The 18,512-nt window shown below is 52.0% G+C and carries 18 protein-coding genes and 1 other annotated feature; of the genes, 14 read left to right on the top strand and 4 right to left on the bottom strand.

The window, feature by feature from the left end; all coding sequences use genetic code 11:
* Positions 1–105: 105 nt before the first annotated feature.
* The 3 genes from PUR_RS16995 to PUR_RS16985 all read right to left on the bottom strand — a co-directional run bounded on the left by PUR_RS16995 (position 106) and on the right by PUR_RS16985 (position 4,648).
* The gene (locus PUR_RS16995) at positions 106–1,356 is read right to left on the bottom strand and encodes a methyl-accepting chemotaxis protein (RefSeq protein WP_179036269.1); all 1,251 of its coding nucleotides are present in this window, start codon (positions 1,354–1,356) and stop codon (positions 106–108) included.
* 231 nt (positions 1,357–1,587) lie between these two features.
* Positions 1,588–3,180, bottom strand: coding sequence for a phosphoglycerate dehydrogenase (gene serA / locus PUR_RS16990; RefSeq protein WP_179036268.1), 1,593 nt, complete (start codon positions 3,178–3,180; stop codon positions 1,588–1,590).
* A 251-nt stretch (positions 3,181–3,431) separates the two neighbouring features.
* Positions 3,432–3,659, bottom strand: a binding site (T-box leader).
* 89 nt (positions 3,660–3,748) lie between these two features.
* The gene (locus PUR_RS16985; protein WP_179036267.1) at positions 3,749–4,648 is read right to left on the bottom strand and encodes a hypothetical protein; all 900 of its coding nucleotides are present in this window, start codon (positions 4,646–4,648) and stop codon (positions 3,749–3,751) included.
* An 82-nt stretch (positions 4,649–4,730) separates the two neighbouring features.
* Here PUR_RS16985 and PUR_RS16980 point away from each other — a divergent pair, with 82 nt between their 5' ends.
* Genes PUR_RS16980 through PUR_RS16970 form a run of 3 tightly spaced genes read left to right on the top strand, consistent with a single transcriptional unit; the run spans position 4,731 to position 6,561 of the window.
* Positions 4,731–5,324 (top strand): CPBP family intramembrane glutamic endopeptidase, encoded by a 594-nt coding sequence (locus tag PUR_RS16980; RefSeq protein ID WP_179036266.1) that lies wholly within the window; start codon positions 4,731–4,733, stop codon positions 5,322–5,324.
* Positions 5,321–5,734 (top strand): hypothetical protein, encoded by a 414-nt coding sequence (locus PUR_RS16975; RefSeq protein WP_179036265.1) that lies wholly within the window; start codon positions 5,321–5,323, stop codon positions 5,732–5,734. The genes PUR_RS16980 and PUR_RS16975 overlap by 4 nt, the downstream gene beginning before the upstream one ends.
* Positions 5,728–6,561: a metallophosphoesterase gene (locus PUR_RS16970; protein WP_179036264.1), complete on the top strand. Its 834-nt coding sequence runs from the start codon at positions 5,728–5,730 to the stop codon at positions 6,559–6,561. The genes PUR_RS16975 and PUR_RS16970 overlap by 7 nt, the downstream gene beginning before the upstream one ends.
* Positions 6,562–6,679: 118 nt before the next feature.
* On the opposite strand, the gene PUR_RS16965 is transcribed toward PUR_RS16970, so the two are convergent.
* On the bottom strand, positions 6,680–7,612 hold the full coding sequence (locus tag PUR_RS16965) for a polysaccharide deacetylase family protein (RefSeq protein ID WP_179036263.1): 933 nt from the start codon (positions 7,610–7,612) through the stop codon (positions 6,680–6,682).
* A 94-nt stretch (positions 7,613–7,706) separates the two neighbouring features.
* On the opposite strand from PUR_RS16965, the gene PUR_RS16960 reads away from it, so the two are divergent.
* From PUR_RS16960 to PUR_RS16910, 11 genes are all read left to right on the top strand, one after another.
* Positions 7,707–8,057, top strand: a complete 351-nt coding sequence (locus tag PUR_RS16960; RefSeq protein ID WP_179036262.1) for a hypothetical protein — start codon at positions 7,707–7,709, stop codon at positions 8,055–8,057.
* A 262-nt stretch (positions 8,058–8,319) separates the two neighbouring features.
* The gene (locus tag PUR_RS16955; RefSeq protein ID WP_124693565.1) at positions 8,320–8,931 is read left to right on the top strand and encodes a genetic competence negative regulator; all 612 of its coding nucleotides are present in this window, start codon (positions 8,320–8,322) and stop codon (positions 8,929–8,931) included.
* A 123-nt stretch (positions 8,932–9,054) separates the two neighbouring features.
* The gene (gene prsW, locus PUR_RS16950; protein ID WP_179036261.1) at positions 9,055–9,750 is read left to right on the top strand and encodes a glutamic-type intramembrane protease PrsW; all 696 of its coding nucleotides are present in this window, start codon (positions 9,055–9,057) and stop codon (positions 9,748–9,750) included.
* Positions 9,751–10,100: 350 nt separating this feature from the next.
* Entirely contained in the window at positions 10,101–11,453 is a 1,353-nt protein-coding gene (gene ypeB / locus PUR_RS16945; RefSeq protein WP_179036260.1) for a germination protein YpeB, read from the top strand.
* A gap of 180 nt (positions 11,454–11,633) precedes the next feature.
* Positions 11,634–12,287, top strand: a complete 654-nt coding sequence (locus PUR_RS16940; RefSeq protein ID WP_179036259.1) for a flagellar brake protein — start codon at positions 11,634–11,636, stop codon at positions 12,285–12,287.
* A gap of 268 nt (positions 12,288–12,555) precedes the next feature.
* On the top strand, positions 12,556–13,266 hold the full coding sequence (gene cmk, locus PUR_RS16935) for a (d)CMP kinase (protein WP_232101541.1): 711 nt from the start codon (positions 12,556–12,558) through the stop codon (positions 13,264–13,266).
* Complete coding sequence (locus tag PUR_RS16930; RefSeq protein WP_179036257.1) at positions 13,263–13,850, top strand: lysophospholipid acyltransferase family protein; 588 nt, start codon at positions 13,263–13,265, stop codon at positions 13,848–13,850. Before cmk ends, PUR_RS16930 begins: the two co-directional genes overlap by 4 nt.
* Before the next feature lie 175 nt (positions 13,851–14,025).
* Positions 14,026–15,315 (top strand): 30S ribosomal protein S1, encoded by a 1,290-nt coding sequence (rpsA, locus tag PUR_RS16925; RefSeq protein WP_179036256.1) that lies wholly within the window; start codon positions 14,026–14,028, stop codon positions 15,313–15,315.
* A gap of 142 nt (positions 15,316–15,457) precedes the next feature.
* Positions 15,458–16,780, top strand: a complete 1,323-nt coding sequence (der, locus tag PUR_RS16920; RefSeq protein ID WP_179036255.1) for a ribosome biogenesis GTPase Der — start codon at positions 15,458–15,460, stop codon at positions 16,778–16,780.
* Between the two features lie 12 nt (positions 16,781–16,792).
* A complete protein-coding gene (plsY, locus tag PUR_RS16915; RefSeq protein WP_179036254.1) occupies positions 16,793–17,410 on the top strand; it encodes a glycerol-3-phosphate 1-O-acyltransferase PlsY in 618 nt (205 codons plus the stop codon).
* Positions 17,403–18,443 (top strand): NAD(P)H-dependent glycerol-3-phosphate dehydrogenase, encoded by a 1,041-nt coding sequence (locus tag PUR_RS16910; RefSeq protein WP_179036253.1) that lies wholly within the window; start codon positions 17,403–17,405, stop codon positions 18,441–18,443. Before plsY ends, PUR_RS16910 begins: the two co-directional genes overlap by 8 nt.
* The last annotated feature ends 69 nt before the right edge of the window (positions 18,444–18,512 follow it).

Below are 18,512 nucleotides of genomic sequence, written 5' to 3'. Positions count from 1 at the left end.
ATACAAGTTAAAAGGCGGATCGCGATCCCTCGGGGGAGACGCGGTCCGCCTTCTGTGATATGGCCGGCATCAGCCTGTTGTTCGGCTCTCTTGCTTAGAGTTCGCTCAAAATTTAAAAATATGAATCGTTTTCTGCAGGTTCAGGACCGCCCGGGTCATTTTTTCAGTCTCTTCGGCTACGCCCTTAAGGACATGAATCTGCTCATTCATCGCCGCCGAAACTTCCTGGGTGCCCGCCGCCGACTGCTCGGTTATCGCCGAAATGTTCTCAATGGCTCCCGATATTTGGAGCGCACTCTCAAGCATTTGATCGCTCTCGGCGGAAAAAACGGTGATCTGTTCCGTTATGTATTGAACGCTTTGGACAATCTCGGAGAAAATATGGCCGGATTCCAAGATTTTTTCATTTTGAATATGAACAATCTCTTCGTTAATCGCCGTGTTTTCCACAGCTTGTGCCATGTCTGATTCGATTCCTCGAACGAGCTTGAACACTTCCGTGGCCGCCGTCGCCGATTCTTCAGCAAGCTTGCGGACCTCTTCGACAACCACAGCGAATCCGCGGCCGTGTTCCCCGGCTCTCGCAGCCTCGATCGAAGCGTTCAAGGAAAGTAGGTTGGTCTGTTCGGCAATTTCCGAGATGGTTTTCGTGATCATCGTTATACCGCGCGCGTTCTTCGACAGGGCTTCAATGCTGTCCGCAACCTTTTGCGTCGCTTCAATATTTCTGCGCATGCCTTCCACCTGCACATCGATGGATTGGCGTCCCTGATCCACTAGGCTTAACGTGTGCTCTGAATGGTTGTTCATTTCTTTTGTCGCATGGGCGTAATTTTTCACTTTGTCCTCGATGCCCTTCACCGATTCCATCATGCCGGCGATATCGTTCGAGATTTCATTGGCTCCCTGTGCCAGTTCGTGGGAAGAAGAGGCGACCTGTGCCATAACGATCTGAAGCTCCAGATTTTTGTCCTCGATGCCGCGGCTGGCGTCCGTAACATGGCGGGTGATTTGGGAGGCTTCGCTCAGTATGACTCTAAGCTTGTCAATCATGGAGTTGAACGTGCGGCTGATATCACCAACGGAGCCCGATTCGTCAGCTCTCACGGTGAAATCCCCTTTTGAAATTCTGTGAGTCACGGTAGAGATTTCCTCAAAAGTAGTTGTAAGCGCTCTCTCGATGAAACGGGATAACGGATAGGTCAGTCCGACAAGCAGGGCGATAAGAATGAACCCCCAAATAAACTTGCCGATTAACGCAAAGACGACCAGTACCGGGATCGAGAATAACGCCGCCACCAGAAAACAACCCGCGAGTACCCTTTGATTCAGCGGGAGCTTGCTAATCCAAGCCATATGAAATTCCTCCTTGAAAATTTTTACTGTATCAGTATAGGACTTTAGACGGTCATGGTCTATTGTGAAAAATGCTTAATCTTTTTGTATGCCTGACATGGTAAAAAAGGCCGATATCGACGTCAGGGTTGTGCCGGTATATCTTATAGAACAATAAAAAGACGCCAGCTGCCATCTAGATGGGCAGCCGGCGCTTTTTAATGCCGTCTTGCAGTTTCGGAGATAATCAGTTTACAACAGAACAACTTCAATGGCCGTATTGATCTCCGGCAGAGCGGCCAGCTTCGCGAGCACGTCATTCGGCACTTCCTTGTCGACGGTCAGCAGCATAATAGCTTCGCCGCCGAAAACGATACGTCCCACCTGCATGGAAGCGATGTTGACGTCGTTCTGACCAAGCAGCGTACCTACATTGCCGATGATGCCCGGTTTGTCGTTATGGGACACCAAGATTTGATGGCCTTCCGGAGCGATATCGATCGGGAATTTGCCCACTTGAACGATCCGTTCGCCGTATCCCTGCAGAAGCGTACCGGCTACGATGCGCTCTTCGCCACCCTCGGCAATGAGCTTCACTGTAATCAGGTTGGTGAAACCTTTGGTTTTCGAAGCTTTCGTCACGACGACATTAACTTCGCGTGTCTTGGCCAAGTGCATGGAATTGACGATATTGACGTCTCCGCCGAAGTGGCGGGACAGCACGCCTTTTACGATATAACGGTTCAGCGGCTGTGTATCGACATCCGAAAGGTCTCCGGCAAATTCTACATGAATTTCGTTGATGGCGCCTTTCGTAATTTGCGAAGCGAAGCTTCCGAGCTTCTCGCCGAGATTAAAGTAAGGCTGCAGCTTGTTCATAACGCTTGGTGCAACCGGAGGGATGTTGACGGCATTGATGAACGGCTCGTTCCGCAAAATATGCAGCACCTGCTCGGACACGTCGATTGCCACGTTCTCCTGAGCTTCCACGGTGGATGCGCCAAGGTGCGGAGTGACGATGATCTTCGGATTGGACAGGAAAGGGTGATCCGCTTGAGGCGGTTCCTTTTCAAATACGTCGAATGCGGCTCCGGCCACGATGCCTGCATCGATGGCTTCCACGAGCGCTCCTTCATCAATTACGCCGCCGCGGGCACAGTTGACGATGCGCATGCCTTTTTTCATAACCTCAAACTGCGGGCCGGAAATCATATGACGAGTTTGCGGCGTCAGCGGGGTATGAACCGTGATGAAATCTGCCCCACGAACGATGTCGTCGACGGATGCGAGCGTAACTTCAAGTTTTTCCGCCCGGTCTTGCGTCAGGAAAGGGTCATAGGCCAAAATGTTCATGCCGAACGCTTTGGCGCGCTTGGCGACTTCGCTTCCGATCCGGCCCATGCCGAGAACGCCGAGCGTCTTGCCGCGAAGTTCCACGCCGAGGAACGATTTTTTATCCCACACGCCGCCCACTGTCTTTGCATAGGCTTGAGGAATGTGACGGGCCAGGGCCATCATCATGGCAAAAGCATGCTCGCAGGTAGTGATCGTGTTGCCATCGGGAGCATTGATAACGACTACGCCGCGTTTGGTAGATGCTTCCAGATTAATATTATCCACGCCGACACCGGCGCGTCCGATAACCTTCAGCTTGGACCCGGCTTCGATGATTTTCTCAGTGACGGTTGTCTGCGAGCGTACAAGCAGACCGTCGTATTCGCCGATAATTGCAATGAGTTCATCTTCACTGAGTCCCGTTTTCTTGTCTACCGTTACGTCGCTTGCTTCCGTCAACTGTTGGATGCCCAGATCGCTGATCGGGTCCGATACCAAAATTTTAAACATGCTTTCTTTTTCCTCCTTAAATGTGTATACACTTTATATTTTTGAGGAGGCCCTGAAGGGCTCTCCGGATTACCCTTAACCATTATTCCGCAGGCGAAGGCGATCATACCGCATTTTCAGGCAAGCGTCAACGCGGTGCCGCAGCAGAGAGCAGGGCTGCAGCCGGACCTGAAACGAAAGTATGCCTTCCGAACGATCGTTACGGCGCAAAGCAGGCAACAAAAAACTCCCGACCCCATACCGCTTCCGCGGTAAGGGACGAGAGTATCGTGGTACCACCCTAATTCACCGCATCCTTTACAGACGCAGCCTCATTATCCTGTAAACAGGAACACTGGTAACGGAGATGATCCGATTGTGCCTACTGAAAGTTCGACACAATATCTCAGGAGCGCTAAAGACAACTGTCCGCCACCGGCTTGCACCACCCGCCGGCTCTCTGAAGACCTTCAGTAACTTTGTTCCATCATCGTTTTTTGCTTGATTAATTTTTCATAATGTAACATGGCTGTGCCACATGTGTCAATAGGATTTTGCCGGATAATTATGATATGATGCATTAACCGGCTTAGTCGTAAAAGAACGGAAGCTCGGGCAGCGTCTCCTTGCCGTAGTACTGCAGGCGCCATTTGGAGAAATCCCGTTCCCCGAAGGCATCGGTGGATACAAGCAAGGACGTCGCACTCTGGATGCTCTGAAGCTTCAGAGAAGCCGCCATGCCTGAGTTGATCAGGTTGTCGATCTTGGCCGTTACATCCTGCGGGTCATAATCCGCAAAAATACTTCGATTCAGCAAAATATCCGCGATGGCGGCGTTCTTGAGAAGGAGGGGCATCTTGTTCCATTCGCCAATCGAAATCACCTTTAGATTCCCCGTCTCGGAAGGAATGGAAGAATCCGCCTGGGAACCCCATTTCAGCATCGATGAATAATAATTGCTCTGGCCCAAAAGGCCGTATTTGATCGCGCCCGCCGCTAACTCGCCGCTTTTCAGCGTCTTCGCCGCCTTGGCTCCTCCGGAGGCCGAGGACGCCTGATTCGCCGCTTCGGAGAAGAGGCGCAGGCTTTTCAGGATATTAAGCTGGCCCCGCTCCAAAAGAGGGGAATCGGTGAATAGGGAGGCCTGATTTACTTGCGCATAGGCGCTATCCGCGAGAGAGCGGAGACTTTTGAGTACATCAGAGCTGTCTTCGGCGCCTCCGGCAAGACGGCTGACCTTCTGGTTCCAGTTCCGCTTGAATTCCCGATAAGGCGAAAATACGTTATGATAGAAAGTAACGAGATCCGTTTGCCGGTAAGAGGTGTAACTTTTCGCGGATTGCTCAGCGGCCATTATTTTCTCGTATTTGGCCTCTACCTTGTCAGCCCCGACCTTCACTCCGGTAAAAAACACGGCAAAGGCAAAGATCAGGCAGAACAAAAATCCGAGCGTATACAGCATTGGGGTTCGGGATGTGAGGCGATTCATAAGCGACGGCTCCTTTTTTCTATGAGGATAAATTGGAATTTATCATCTGGAATATACACTATTAGGGAATAGGCAGGTTATAATGAAAAAATTTAAATTCGGTGATATAAAAGTAAAAAAAGCAACCCCGGAGCAGCTAACCGACCGGTTGCTGTTGATTAATCTGTATTTTACGCAGGGCCTTACCCTTATTATCGGTTTGGTCTGGATATTATTTCAGAAAAGAAACCCTTTTCACGTATTAAATTTTCCCGACGGCGCCCATTTTGCGGCCTGGGGCCTAGGTCTTGCGGTCATTATGCTCGTCGTGGACTTCGTGTTAACCTATATTGTCCCCGAAGAAACGATGGATGACGGCGGTATTAACGAACTGTTGTTCCGGGGCAGGCCGATCTGGCATATCGCGCTCATTGCCGCCATCGTGTCCATCTGTGAGGAGCTGCTGTTTCGCGGAGCCATACAATATGCCTTCGGGCCCTATTGGACCAGCGTTCTGTTCGCCATAATCCATGTGCGCTATTTGAGGCACTGGATTCCGACAGGCTGGGTTTTTGCCAGCAGCTACGGTCTCGGACTTATATATATCTATTCCGGAACGATCTGGGCGCCGATTTTATGCCATTTCTTCATCGACCTGTTCTCAGGGCTGGTGATTCGCTACAGGAGGGAGTCATGAGTGATGAGCTCAGCCGGATAAAGTCCCGCCAGAATAAAAAGAACCGCGGGACAACATCCGGCGTCAATGCAAGCAATCGGGGCAAAGCAGAAGCTTCTTCTGCAAAGAAAAAAGAAGGGGGATCCGTGCAAACCCTGTCCCGCTCCCGCAAAAGGACCGCCGATGGCGGCAAGTCCGGGCAGGCAGGCCGGAAAACCGCGACCCCAAGGGGAGGAAGAAGGGCAGACCGGCCCAGACAGGGAGAGAAAGAGGAGCAGTCGCCTCCTTCCCGCTCGGTAACCTACCGGTCGGAGCGAATAAGACTTAGCAAGCTGTTTGTTAATTCGCTGAATGTATTGTTTATGATGCTCCTGATTCTGCTGGTATGGTGGGGGATAAAAGGCGCACCGCCGCTGAGGACGCTATGGTAGCGGTTTGGGCCTTGCTTCTCACCGCAGCCGGCTTGGCCGCGATCGGTTCAGTCATGCTTGCCGGAGCTTTCCGCAGCCGCCTAGACGAAACGGATATCGAACTGGAATCTCTCCCCGAACCATTCGACGGTTACAGAATTCTGCTTGTGACCGACATCCACCGCCGGAGCCTTCCGCAAGGGATGCTGTCCGGCTTAAAGGGCAAAGTCGACCTCGTCCTGGTGGGCGGCGATATGACGGAGAAGGGCAGTCCTCTTCAGCGTCTTCAAGCCAATATGGCCCTGCTATCTTCCATCGGACCCGTCTATGCGGTGCACGGCAACCATGATTATAAGGCGGAAATTCAAGAGGTCGACCGTATCCTCGAAAAAAACGGGGTTCGGCTGCTGGCGGACGAGAATATTCCGCTGAAAAAGGGCGGGACGGAGCTTTGGCTCACTGGCGTAGATTACCCGAGGACAGGCGGCAAAGTCGCCTATGCTCCTCTGCCGGGGATGCCCCCAGGCAAGGAGAAGGAATGCCGGATGATCCTCGTTCATGATCCGATGTGGCTGCTGAAACGAGAGACCGTCCCGGCCGATCTCATCCTTTCGGGCCATACACACGGTGGACAGGTGGTGCTGCCCTTCATCGGACGCAGACATGTTGAAGCCTTTTACCATACTTATTCGGCCGGAATGTTCTTGTGGCCTAAAGGTGACGGTACGGGAAAAAAAGCCAAACTGCTGATCAGCCGCGGATTCGGCACCGCCCATCTGCCGCTGCGCTGGAGAAGCCCCGCTGAACTGAACGTCTTGACGCTGAGACGGGCGGCGGCTGGAAGGTAAATGATTGGCTTGGTTTACTAAGGAATATACGCATGTATCATAGCGGTATCAACAGATAACGCAGCCCCAATAAAAGCCCCATTCTCCATATACAAGCGGAGAATGGGGCTTCTTAAATTTATCGCACTTTCAGTTCGATGCTGCGTGGGTCGACAAAGCCGTAGCCCTTGCCCTCAAGCGTGGTCAGCAGCGTGTCCAGCGCTTCGGTTGTCCACGGCAGCTCATGCATTAGAATATTGCTGCCGGAATGCAGCTGGTCGGTAACGTTCTTGATGATTTTTCCTGTTTTGCCGGCTTCCTTTTCGCCCATGGTCCAATCCAGCGATCCGTTGGACCAGGTCATATACAGAAGACCGTTCTCAGCAGCGACCTTTTTGCCTACGTCTCCGCCCGCGCCGTGTGGAGGCCGGAAAAACACCGGCGTTTCCCCGGTGACTTCCTTGACGATTCTTTGCACATCCTCGATCTGCTTTTTTACGGCCGCATACGGTTTGTCTTTAAGAACGATATGATCCCAGCTGTGATTACCGATGATTCCGCCTCGTTCCTGGATCAGCTTGAGCAGCTCCGGATGTTCCTTGATTCGGTAGCCGTTGACGAAAAAGATCGCCTTGGCGTTATGCTTCTCCAGCGTGTCAAAGATTGAATTGATCGTCTTGGCTTCCTTCGGACCGTCGTCGAATGTCAGCAGCACGACCTTCTTGTTCGTGCTTTCATCATTGGGCTTGATGTCGTAGTTCTTGTTCATATGATACAGGAGCGGCACTTCCTCATCCGGGGCGCCGCCAACTGATCCTGCGGCAGCTTCCGGAGATGCCGAAGCCGCAGGCGACGAAGCGGCAGCTGTGGCGTTTAGGCCGGCATCGGATGCCTGCGGGGAGGGACCGGGTGCTGCCGTTCCGGCCCCAGCCGGAGAAGCTGAGGCTTCCGCGCTTTGCGCCGGAGCAGCCGAACCGCCGCCCGGAGCCGCATTGTTCGAGCCGCCGCCGGCGCTGCTGCACGATGTCAGCAGAAAGGCGGCAATCAGCAGCGCAGCTGTCTGTTTAACCACTTATTTCAACTCGCTTTCCTGTCGTTAGGTTGTATGAGGCGGAAACTTTCCGCGAACACTAGTCATGATTTTACCATACAAGGAGGTAATAAATGTGAAGACTTCGTCATTTTTATGGGGAGTAATGCTGGGCGCCACCACCAGTATGCTCATGTCCAAAAAGCGGAATATGTTCATTCCTATGTTGGGACAGTCCGGCGCAGCCGACAAAGCCAAGAACAAAATCATGGATATGGCGATGACAGGCTTCGGCAGCACATCCGCGAGCCAGCAGCATTCCAAAACGGAAAGCTCCCGGCCAGAGGGGCAAAAAGCGGAATCCACTGTCCGCTCCAAGGAGGCCAACCTCAGCATGCTGAAGGATTTCATCCGCAGCAACCCCGAAGTGAAACGGGATGTGGAACAGATTCTCAAAGAAACCCATACGGCCATACCGGGTTTGTAACCGTAAATGCTTGCAGAATCATTTTGGAGATTTCTCATCGCCAAAATGGTTCTTTTTTTTGACAGTCAGGTTATTCCTTAGAGCCGGCAAGTCACATATTTTTAAAAATGTAGGGTGCCCCGCCTATATATTTACGTGCATTTATCTCGGCAAAATGGTAACATACATACATATCAATCACCTTAATAACCATTTTTGGCTCATTACTCGGGACTCATCATACACTATAATAAACCTGAGTTTTCAAAAGGAGGATCCTGTCATGAGAATAGAGCGTTTAAGTCAAGATAAGATACGGATTTTCCTCACTTTTGACGACCTGAGCGAGCGGGGAATCCAGAAGGAAGACATGTGGCAGGAGGTCCCCAAAGTTCATGACCTTTTTACGGAGATGATGGATCAGGCTTACAACGAACTTGGATTTGACGCAACCGGTCCTCTTGCCGTAGAAGTGTTTGCTCTGCCCGCACAAGGCATGGTCGTCATCGTCACCCGAGGCAAATACGATCATCATTACGGAGCGTCTGGAGAAGAAGAACTGCCCGATGAGATTTATGAGATGGAAGTTACCCTTGAACAAGCGGACTCCATCGTCTACACTTTCCGCGATTTCGAAGTCGTGGTTGAAGCGGCGCATGTGCTTATCGGCAATATTACTTCCGCAGGCAAGCTTTACTCCTATAACAATAAATGGTATCTCTATTTTGATCCGAAGGAATTTGAGGAGCCTGCGCTGTCGGCGCTCGTAGCTGTTCTTGCGGAATTCGGGGATTCTTCCCCGGTAACCGAAACGGTGCTGGACGAATACGGCAAGACGGTTATGGCGGAGAACGCCGTTCAGCAGCTTTGCGCCTTTTTCAAACGCCAAGAATAAAGCGGGAGGGACGTATGCGTTAGCATTCCCTTTCCCTTGTCAACAACGCCGGTTGGCCCTGCCTGTTTCATAGGGAAAGAGCCGGCCTATTCTTTTATATTCGCTAGCGGGGAGGAACGTTCGGTGCTTTTGTTATCGGTAGTTTCGTCGGCAGTGGCACCGGGTCTGGCCTTGCTGATTTATTTTTACCTGAAGGACAAGTATGACCAGGAGCCGCTTCATATGGTGTTTAAGGTCTTTTTGCTGGGGCTGCTGATTGTGTTTCCGGTTATGATTATTCAAAGAGGGCTGACATTAGGGCTGGATGCGGGTCCGTACACGGAGTCGTTTTTGATTTCCGCCGGGGTGGAAGAGTGCCTGAAATGGTTCGTGATGTATCATATTATCTACAATCACACCGAGTTCGACGAGCCGTATGACGGCATTCTCTACGCTGTGGCAATATCGCTCGGTTTTGCGACAATTGAGAATGTGATGTACGCTTGGTACAGCCACGCATCGCTCGGTTCCATGTTCCTCAGAGCGCTGCTGCCGGTATCGGGGCATGCCATGTTCGGCGTTGTAATGGGTTATCACCTCGGCAGAGCCAAGTTCTCGAAAGGGGCCAGAAGCCGCGGAATACTTGCCGTATCGCTGCTCCTTCCCTGGATGTGGCACGGAATCTACGACTTTATTTTGAACACGACGTCGAGCTATTGGATCTGGTTTATCGTTCCGCTTATGGCTTTTTTATGGTACGGGGGCATGATCAAGGTGGCGCGGGCCAACAGCCTTTCGCCTTTTCGCCTGTTGAAACGGGAGGAAGAGATTAATCTTTAGCGCAGATGGACACACTGTTACCGGGAAGATTTTCCACTGAGAAACTCACTCGGAAGCGAGGTGTCTTTATTGCGTGTGAAAGTGCGGATCGTGTGCAAGCAGTGCGGCGATAGCTTTATCCTGCGCGGCATAAAGACTCAGGGCATTATTCAAACGGGATTCAAGCAATGCCTTTGCAACTGCACCGAGGGTTTTTTGATTGAAGAGCAGGCATGAAATTCGAGCTTGCTCTTTTTTTGCGTTTACTTAGCCGTTAGCATTGGCGCATTCCCTGTGCGGCGGTGCATAAGACTTCTTTACTTTTGTCAAACTAAGGGCAATAAGTTACCTGAAGGGAGTCTTTCAGCCATATGTACAGAAGAATGAGTGCCATATTGTTCCCGTTGACGGCTCTGCTGCTCATCGGAGCGCTTGTGTGGGGTTACCAGGAGAATCAGGAGAAAAACGCGGTCCTGCTGAAAGCGGAGAATCAATATCAGCGTGCCTTCCATGACCTGTCCTATCATGTGGATCGGCTGCATGGCGAACTCGGCAATACGCTTGCCGTAAATTCGACCTCCGATGGAATGCACCGCAAGAGTCTTACCAATGTGTGGCGTCTGACAAGCGAGGCGCAAAATGAAATCAATCAGCTCCCCCTGACGATGCTGCCTTTCAGCAAAACGGAAGAGTTTCTCTCCAAAATATCCAATTTCTCTTACAAGGCGGCGGTGCGCGATTTCACGACCAAGCCTTTGACCGACGGGGAAATGAAAAACCTGATGGCCCTGTATAAAAATTCAGGTGATATCTCAAAGGACCTTCAGGAAGTTCAGAACAAGGTTATCACGAACCACCTCCGTTGGATGGATGTCGAGTCGGCTCTGGCATCGGAGAAGAAGGCCGAGGACAACACAATTATCGACGGTTTCAAGACGGTGGACAAACGGGTAAGCGCATATCCGGAGCTGGATTGGGGGCCTTCTGTTGCCAGCGTATATGATAAACGTTCTGTCAAAAAGCTGACCGGTCCCCCGGTTTCGGCCGATGATATCCGCCGCAAGGCATTGAAATACGCGGATGCCGGCAGCGGAGCGAATGTGCAGGTTACCGAGAACGGAAAAGGCACGGAATGGCCGTCGTACACGGCGACGGTAAGCGGAGCGAAAGAAACGGTCAGCATGGATTTTACGACTAAAGGCGGTCTGCTGATTTCCTATAATAATAACCGCGAGGTCGGAAGACCCAAGGTATCGATGGAAGAGGCGGTAGACAAGGCAGGCGAATTCCTGGAGCGCAAGGGATACTCGAATATGGTGCCGGTAAGCGCCGACCGGTTTGACAACTTGGGCAACTTCACTTTTGTAACGAAGCAGGACGAAGTGCTGATCTATCCTGAAAAAATAACGGTCCGCTCCGGACTGGATACCGGTGACGTCACCGGATTTCAATCCAGCGACTACGTGGGCGAGCATCAGGCGAACCGCAAAATTCCGAAGCCGGGAATGAGCCTTGCCGAAGCACGGAAAAAACTGAACCCCGATCTCCGCGAAATGTACAACCGTCTGGCCTGGATCGAGAATGATGACGGGGAAGAGGTGCTCACTTACGAATTCGGGGGCCGCATCAACGGGTCGCAATACCGCATCTATTTGAACGCAAGCACCGGCATAGAAGAATCGGTGGAGGAGATCCGAACCGCTTCCGGCGCGCAGAAACAATAATTTATTGGGACTTCAAGAAGGCCATCCATATCCGGGTGGCCTTGTTTTATGTTGCGGCCGGATTCAGCAGAATGGATGACTAACTGGGAAGATTCAGTAATATTTTCTCACCAGGCTTCGAAACGCATGGTATAATCGCCATTATAGAATATCTTACTAATTTAAACGGCGGTGACAGGCTTGTATCCCAAAATCAACGACCATCTGTTCATAAAGGCGGCATCCAGCGACGCGACTGAATCGGAAACCGAATACCGGTCCAGAATTACGGAATGGGAAGACGAATCGTTTCTGATCGAAGTTCCAATGCAGGAAGGCAGCGGACGGCTCAAGAGACTTCATATAGGGGACGAGCTGTCGGTCTATTTTATGAGCGAGGGCGGAATCAAGAACTATTTTTACACGTATGTGCTCGGTTTCAAGGAAGATGTCATCCGTATGGTGCGTGTGCGCAAGCCGGCGGAGGATGAGATTCTTAAAATGCAAAGACGAAGCTTCCTGCGGGTCAGCGCAGAGCTGGAGCTTGCGGCCAAAACCAAGGGAGGAAGCCGGTTTCTGGTCCATACCGAAGATGTAGGGGGCGGCGGAACGTCATTTTGGACAGACGCGAACGTACCGCTGGAACTGGGGGAGCGGCTGCAGTGCTGGCTCCTTGTCCCTTATCGCAACGGATCGAACGAACATGCTTCCTTTGAAGCCGAAGTTGTCCGGATGAAGGAGCTTGAGAACGGACGGAGTCTCGCTATGCTCAAATTCGTGAACATCCAGGATGGCGAGCGGCAAAAAATAATTCGTTTCTGCTTCGAGCGGCAGTTTGATTTCCGCAACCGTTAACGGGCTTTTACTATTTTATCACGTGAAATTGTCGCAAAGAGTTTCCGAATTCTCCAAAATTCGCCGTTTATCCCCGCTTTATAACCCATATTTTGAGTCTATGCGATTTTGCACTACCGTATAAACTGTGGTATAATTTTATAAGTCGCAGGCAATGCCTGCTTTTTTCTTGAAGAAGGTGAGAATTTGGAATTCGGACCTTCCGGTATTTCGGGAAGAAACACCTGTCAAGCTCGGTCTTGGCTTTATTTTGAGGAGGAATGCCCCTTTGGTTAGGCAGGGGACACATACTTTGGACAGAATCAACGTCGCCATCGACGGACCTGCCGGGGCAGGCAAAAGTACAGTAGCCCGAATGGTAGCACAGAAGCTTTCTTACATTTATGTCGATACGGGAGCGATGTACCGGGCCGTTACCTGGTATTTGATCCGTAAAGGCATTAAGCCGGAAGATCACGATAACGTGCTTCAAACAGTGCGAAATATGGTGATTGAATTAATACCGGGACAAGAAGTGCAGAGAGTGTTGATCAATGGGGAAGACGCTACACCTCATATCCGTAGCCTCCAGGTCAGCGGCTTGGTATCGCAGTATGCAGGAATAGAGTCCATACGAACCAGACTGAGTCATTTGCAGCGTGAGATGGCGCTTGTCAAAGGGGTCGTGATGGACGGGCGCGATATCGGCACGACCGTGCTGCCGGATGCCGAAGTGAAGATTTTTATGACGGCAAGCGTGGAGGAGCGGGCGCTCCGCCGCTACAAAGAGCTGAAAGATAAGGAGCAGGTGAGTCTGGAACAGCTTGAGAACGATATTGCACAGCGCGACCATCTCGATCAGAATCGGGAAATATCGCCGCTGCGACGCGCGGAGGACAGCATTCTGCTCGATACGACGTCGATGGATATCGCTCAGGTTGTGGAGACGATCGTGTCCCACTGCAGATCTTATGTTGGCGGGGAGAGAAATCATTTATGATTTATGTCATTTGCCGAGGATTGCTGCGCATGATTTATGCCGTCTTGTTCCCGCTGAAGACAATCGGAAGAGAAAATATTCCGGAAGAGGGCGGGGTGCTGCTGTGCGGCAACCACACCAGTCTGCTTGATCCCATGACTATGGGCATCAAGCTGAAGCGCAAAGTGAACTATATGGCCAAGGCGGAGCTGTTCAACATTCCGGTTCTCGGCCAATTGGTCAGACAACTTGGCGCTTTTCCGGTGAAACGCGGCGGCGTAAGCAAGGAATCCATTAAAACGGCGCTTAATTTGCTCCGGAGCGGGCAAGTAATGGGCATTTTCCCGGAAGGGACGCGGAACAGTGACAGCGGAATTGCCAAAAAAGGAGCGGCAACCTTTGCTCTCCGCAGCGGCGCAGCTGTTGTTCCGGCGGCGATTATCGGCCATTACAAGCCATTTCGTCGGATGGTCGTCGTTTACGGCGCTCCGATTAATCTGAGCGAATATGCCGCAGGCGGCAGCGATTCGGCTGAAGCGGTTACCAATCTGATCATGGCCCGGATTCACGAGATGCTGGAAACCGGCAAGCCCAGCGGCAACTGAAGCGATTTAAGAAGCGAAATGATTCCTTTGCCGAAAAGCGGCATAGCCGTTATTTTTTGGCACATAATAGGGAAGTAACAAATTAAAGCGGGGCTTTCGTTAAAGATGTATGTTTTGAACCCTGCTCTAGTGCGGGTTTAAATAAATGGGGTTTTGAATCGAGGAGGGTAATCACATGTCTGAAGAAATAAGAAATCAGGAAGCTGCGGAGAATGTGGTAAACAATGAATCCGTAGAAGCGGTAGATTCCGCTGCTAACAACCAAGAGGAATTGGCAAGCCAGGATGAGCTGGAGCAAATCATTTCCTTGAAAAAAGGCGACACCGTGAAAGGAACGATCGTCAAAATCGAAGATAACCAAGCTTATGTCAGCATTGGATATAAATATGACGGCGTCATTCCGATTCGCGAATTGTCTTCCGTTCAGCTCGACAATGCCGCTTCGGCAGTCGAAGTCGGACAAGAAGTGGAATGCAAGGTTGTCAGCATCAATGACAACAAGGAAAGCCTCGTTCTTTCCAAGCGCGCTGTGGACAGCGAGAAATCTTGGGATGACCTGGAGAATTACTACAATTCCCAGGAAGCTTTCGAAGTTACCGTCGCCGACGTAGTCAAAGGCGGTCTGGTTGCCGACGTAGGCGCCCGCGGATTTATTCCGGCTTCCATGGTTGAGCGTCATTTCGTTGAAGATTTCAGCGACTACAAAGGACGTACGCTGCGCGTAAAAGTGAAAGAGCTTGACCGTGAGAACGGTAAAGTTATTCTTTCCGCTAAAGAAGTGCTCGAAGAAGAATTCGAAGCCAACAAGCAAAAAATTATGTCCGAGCTCTCCGAAGGCCAAATCATCGAAGGTACTGTACAGCGTCTGACCCAATTCGGCGCGTTTGTCGATGTGGGCGGCGTTGACGGACTGGTTCACGTATCCGAAATCGCTTGGAGCCATGTTGACAAGCCTTCCGATGTGATTTCCGAGGGAGACAAAGTACGTGTGAAAGTACTGAAGGTTGATCCGGAAAAAGGCAAAATCAGCCTGAGCATCAAAGCGGCATTGCCTGGTCCTTGGGATACGGCTGCCGACAAAATCCATATCGGCGATGTGGTAACAGGCGAAGTAAAACGCCTTGTCAACTTCGGTGCGTTCGTCGAGCTGTTCCCGGGCGTAGAAGGCCTTGTGCATATCTCTCAAATTTCCCACAAGCACATCGGCACGCCGCATGAAGTGCTTAAGGAAGGGCAAGAGGTACAAGTTAAGGTTCTGGATTTCAATCCGTCCGAGAAGCGCGTTTCCTTAAGCATCAAGGAAACGGAAGAAGCTCCAGCGCCAAGTGCCAAGCCGGAGAGAAACAGAGACCGGGCGCCTAAAGAAGTGCTCGACAACCCTAACGTTTCGCTTAGCAACCAAGGACTCAGCTTTACGCTGGCCGAACGTTTCGGCGACAAACTGGACAAATTCAAGGAGAAATAATTCCTCTTTTTGTCTGACATAACGGGTATACTTATCGGCGAACCCTTTATTTGAGGGTTCGCCGATTGTGTTTTTAGGCGTTAGCCAAAGATAAGCTTTTTTGCTATGATGGGAAACGTAAGAAAGACAGGAGGAATGAAACATGGCAAGACCCGTTGTGGCCATCGTAGGAAGGCCCAATGTCGGGAAATCGACGATTTTCAACCGGCTGATCGGCGATCGGCTGGCTATAGTTGAGGATAAGCCCGGAATTACCCGGGACCGGATATACGGCGTATCGGAATGGAACGGCAAGGCGTTCAGCGTAATCGATACGGGCGGTATCGAGATTGATGGCGAGGATATGATTCTAAAATCCATCCGTGTTCAGGCGGAGCTTGCGATCGAGGAAGCGGACCTCATCGTATTCATGTGCGAAGCGAAGAGCGGACTGACGAATGCAGACGAAGAAGTGGCCCAGCTGTTGTTCCGGTCGGGCAAGCCGGTGATTCTGGCGATCAATAAAGTGGATAATATGAAGCGGGCTGAGGACATCTATGAATTCTACAGCCTTGGATTCGGCGATCCGATCGGCATTTCCGGCAGCCACGGCACCGGAATCGGCGATCTGCTGGATGCGGTTACGGAGAAGCTTCCGGAGCCCAAGGATGAAGAGTATGACGAAGATGTGATCCGCGTTGCGCTGATCGGACGCCCGAATGTAGGCAAATCGTCGCTGGTCAACGCAATTCTCGGCGAGGAACGCGTAATTGTCAGCGATGTGGCGGGCACGACACGCGACGCGATTGATACACCGTTCGAACGCGATGGACAGCGTTATGTTCTCATCGATACGGCCGGTATGCGCAAGCGCGGCAAAGTGTACGAAACGACCGAAAAATACAGCGTGATGCGCGCCATGCGGGCGATTGAACGAGCGGATGTCGTGCTTGTCGTCATTAATGGCGAGGAAGGCATTATCGACCAGGATAAGCATATCGCCGGGTATGCCCACGATGCTGGCAAGGCGTCGATGTTCGTAGTCAACAAGTGGGATGCCGTCGAGAAAGACGACAAGACGATGCAGCACTTTGAGAACAAGATCCGCGACCATTTTCTGTTCATGACTTATGCGCCGGTCGTCTTTTTGTCCGCGCTGACGAAGCAGCGCCTGCATAAGCTGCTGCCTATTGTGCAGCATGTCGCGCAGCAGCACTCCCTCCGCATCGCCACGCATCTTCTCAACGATGTCGTATCGGATGCCGTTGCGATCAACCCGCCGCCGACCGACAAGGGACGCCGTCTGCGCATCAACTATGTGACGCAGGTGGCGGTGAAGCCGCCGACGATTGTGGTATTCGTAAATGATCCGTCACTGATGCACTTCTCCTACGAGCGTTATCTGGAGAACAAGATCCGTGGTGCGTTCAATTTTGAGGGAACGCCGATCCGAATCTTTACACGGCGTAAATCCGACGATGAATAGGGGAGAAGAAGCGTGGCGTTTGAAATTGCGGTAATTGTAATCAGCTATCTGCTTGGCTCTGTCAGCTTTAGCGTTCTGCTGGCGAAGCTGCTCAAGGGTATTGATATAAGGCATTACGGAAGCGGTAATGCCGGGGCAACCAATACGCTGCGGGTTCTTGGAACAGGACCCGCCATACTGGTGCTTGTTCTGGACGTGCTTAAAGGCATTGTCGCCGTCTGGCTTGGAGTATGGGCGGACGGTTGGGGAAGCGGAGTCGCCGCCGTCTGCGGCATCGCTGCCATAATCGGGCATAACTGGCCGCTGTACTTTCATTTCAAAGGGGGCAAAGGGATAGCAACCACGATCGGCGTAATGGCGACGCTATCCTTAATGCCCGCGTTGTATGCCGGAATTATCGCTATTCTGGCCATCGTTGTTACCCGCTATGTCTCGCTCGGCTCGCTTCTGTTCGTTGCTTTTACACCGGTGTTCCTGCTGTTCACCGGCTTTACATATCCGGTGCTCTGGACGAGCCTCATCATCGCCGTCTTTGCATTCTGGCGGCACCGGACGAATATAATTAAAATCGCGCAGCGGCGCGAGAATAAAATCGGTTCCAAATCCAAAGGAGGGAAACGCGTTGTCTGAAAAAATCGCCGTACTGGTCGCGGGCAGTTGGGGAACGGCGCTGGCAAGCGTTCTGGCGGCGAACCATCCGGAGGTTTATCTGTGGACGCGAAATAAAGTTCAGTCGGACGAAATCAACGCGGGCCATACGAACGAGCATTATTTACCCGGCGTTGTTCTGCCTGAAGGCATCATCGCCACGACTGATATGGAAGAGGCGGTTACGGACGCCAAGGCGGTTGTTATTGTGGCTCCCTCTTCGGGCATGCGCCAGGTCGCCCGCAGTCTGAAAGCATACTGGAAGGATGGTATGCTGTGCGTTCATGCCACCAAAGGCTTTGAGACGGAGACGATGAAACGGATGTCCACAGTGATATCCGAGGAGCTCGGGTGCAATGAGGGACGTATCGTTGTTCTGTCCGGGCCGAGCCATGCGGAGGAGGTTGTCCGACATTGCCCGACGACAGTCGTTGTCGCTTCGCTGGATGAAAAAGCCGCGGTATTGGCGCAGGATCTGTTCATGAACAACGACTTCCGGGTGTACACGAACCGGGATATGGTAGGCGTGGAACTGGCGGGAGCGCTCAAGAACATCATAGCGCTCGGCGCTGGGATGTCCGACGGTCTCGGTTACGGCGATAATGCCAAGGCGGCGCTGATTACCCGGGGAATCGCGGAAATCTCCCGCGTCGGCGTGGAGCTCGGGGCGAATCCCCTCACTTTCGCCGGTCTGGCCGGGATCGGCGATCTGGTCGTAACGGCGACAAGCAAGCACAGCCGCAACTGGCGAGCGGGTTCACTGCTCGGGCAGGGCAAACCGCTGGATGAGGTGCTGGAATCGATGGGCATGGTAGTGGAAGGAATCCGCACAACCCAGGCGGCTTATGCCATCTCGGCCAACTTAGGTGTGCAGATGCCGATTACCGACCAGATTTACCATGTGTTGTTTAAGGGCCGCAGTCCGCGGGAAGCGGTCGAGGCGCTGATGGGGCGCGACCCGAAGGCCGAGCTGGAGTCCATCTCCCAGGAAACCTGGGAGCAGTGGCATACCTAAAGCGAACTAGGGTACGCCCAACACCTTTCGCCGGATATCCTCATATGCTGTATCGGGGATTGACGGAGG

The organism is Paenibacillus sp. URB8-2, from assembly GCF_013393385.1.
Lineage (GTDB): Bacteria > Bacillota > Bacilli > Paenibacillales > Paenibacillaceae > Paenibacillus_AQ.
Note: the sequence above shows the minus strand (reverse complement) of the source record. Positions and strands in the feature narration are given on the sequence as shown.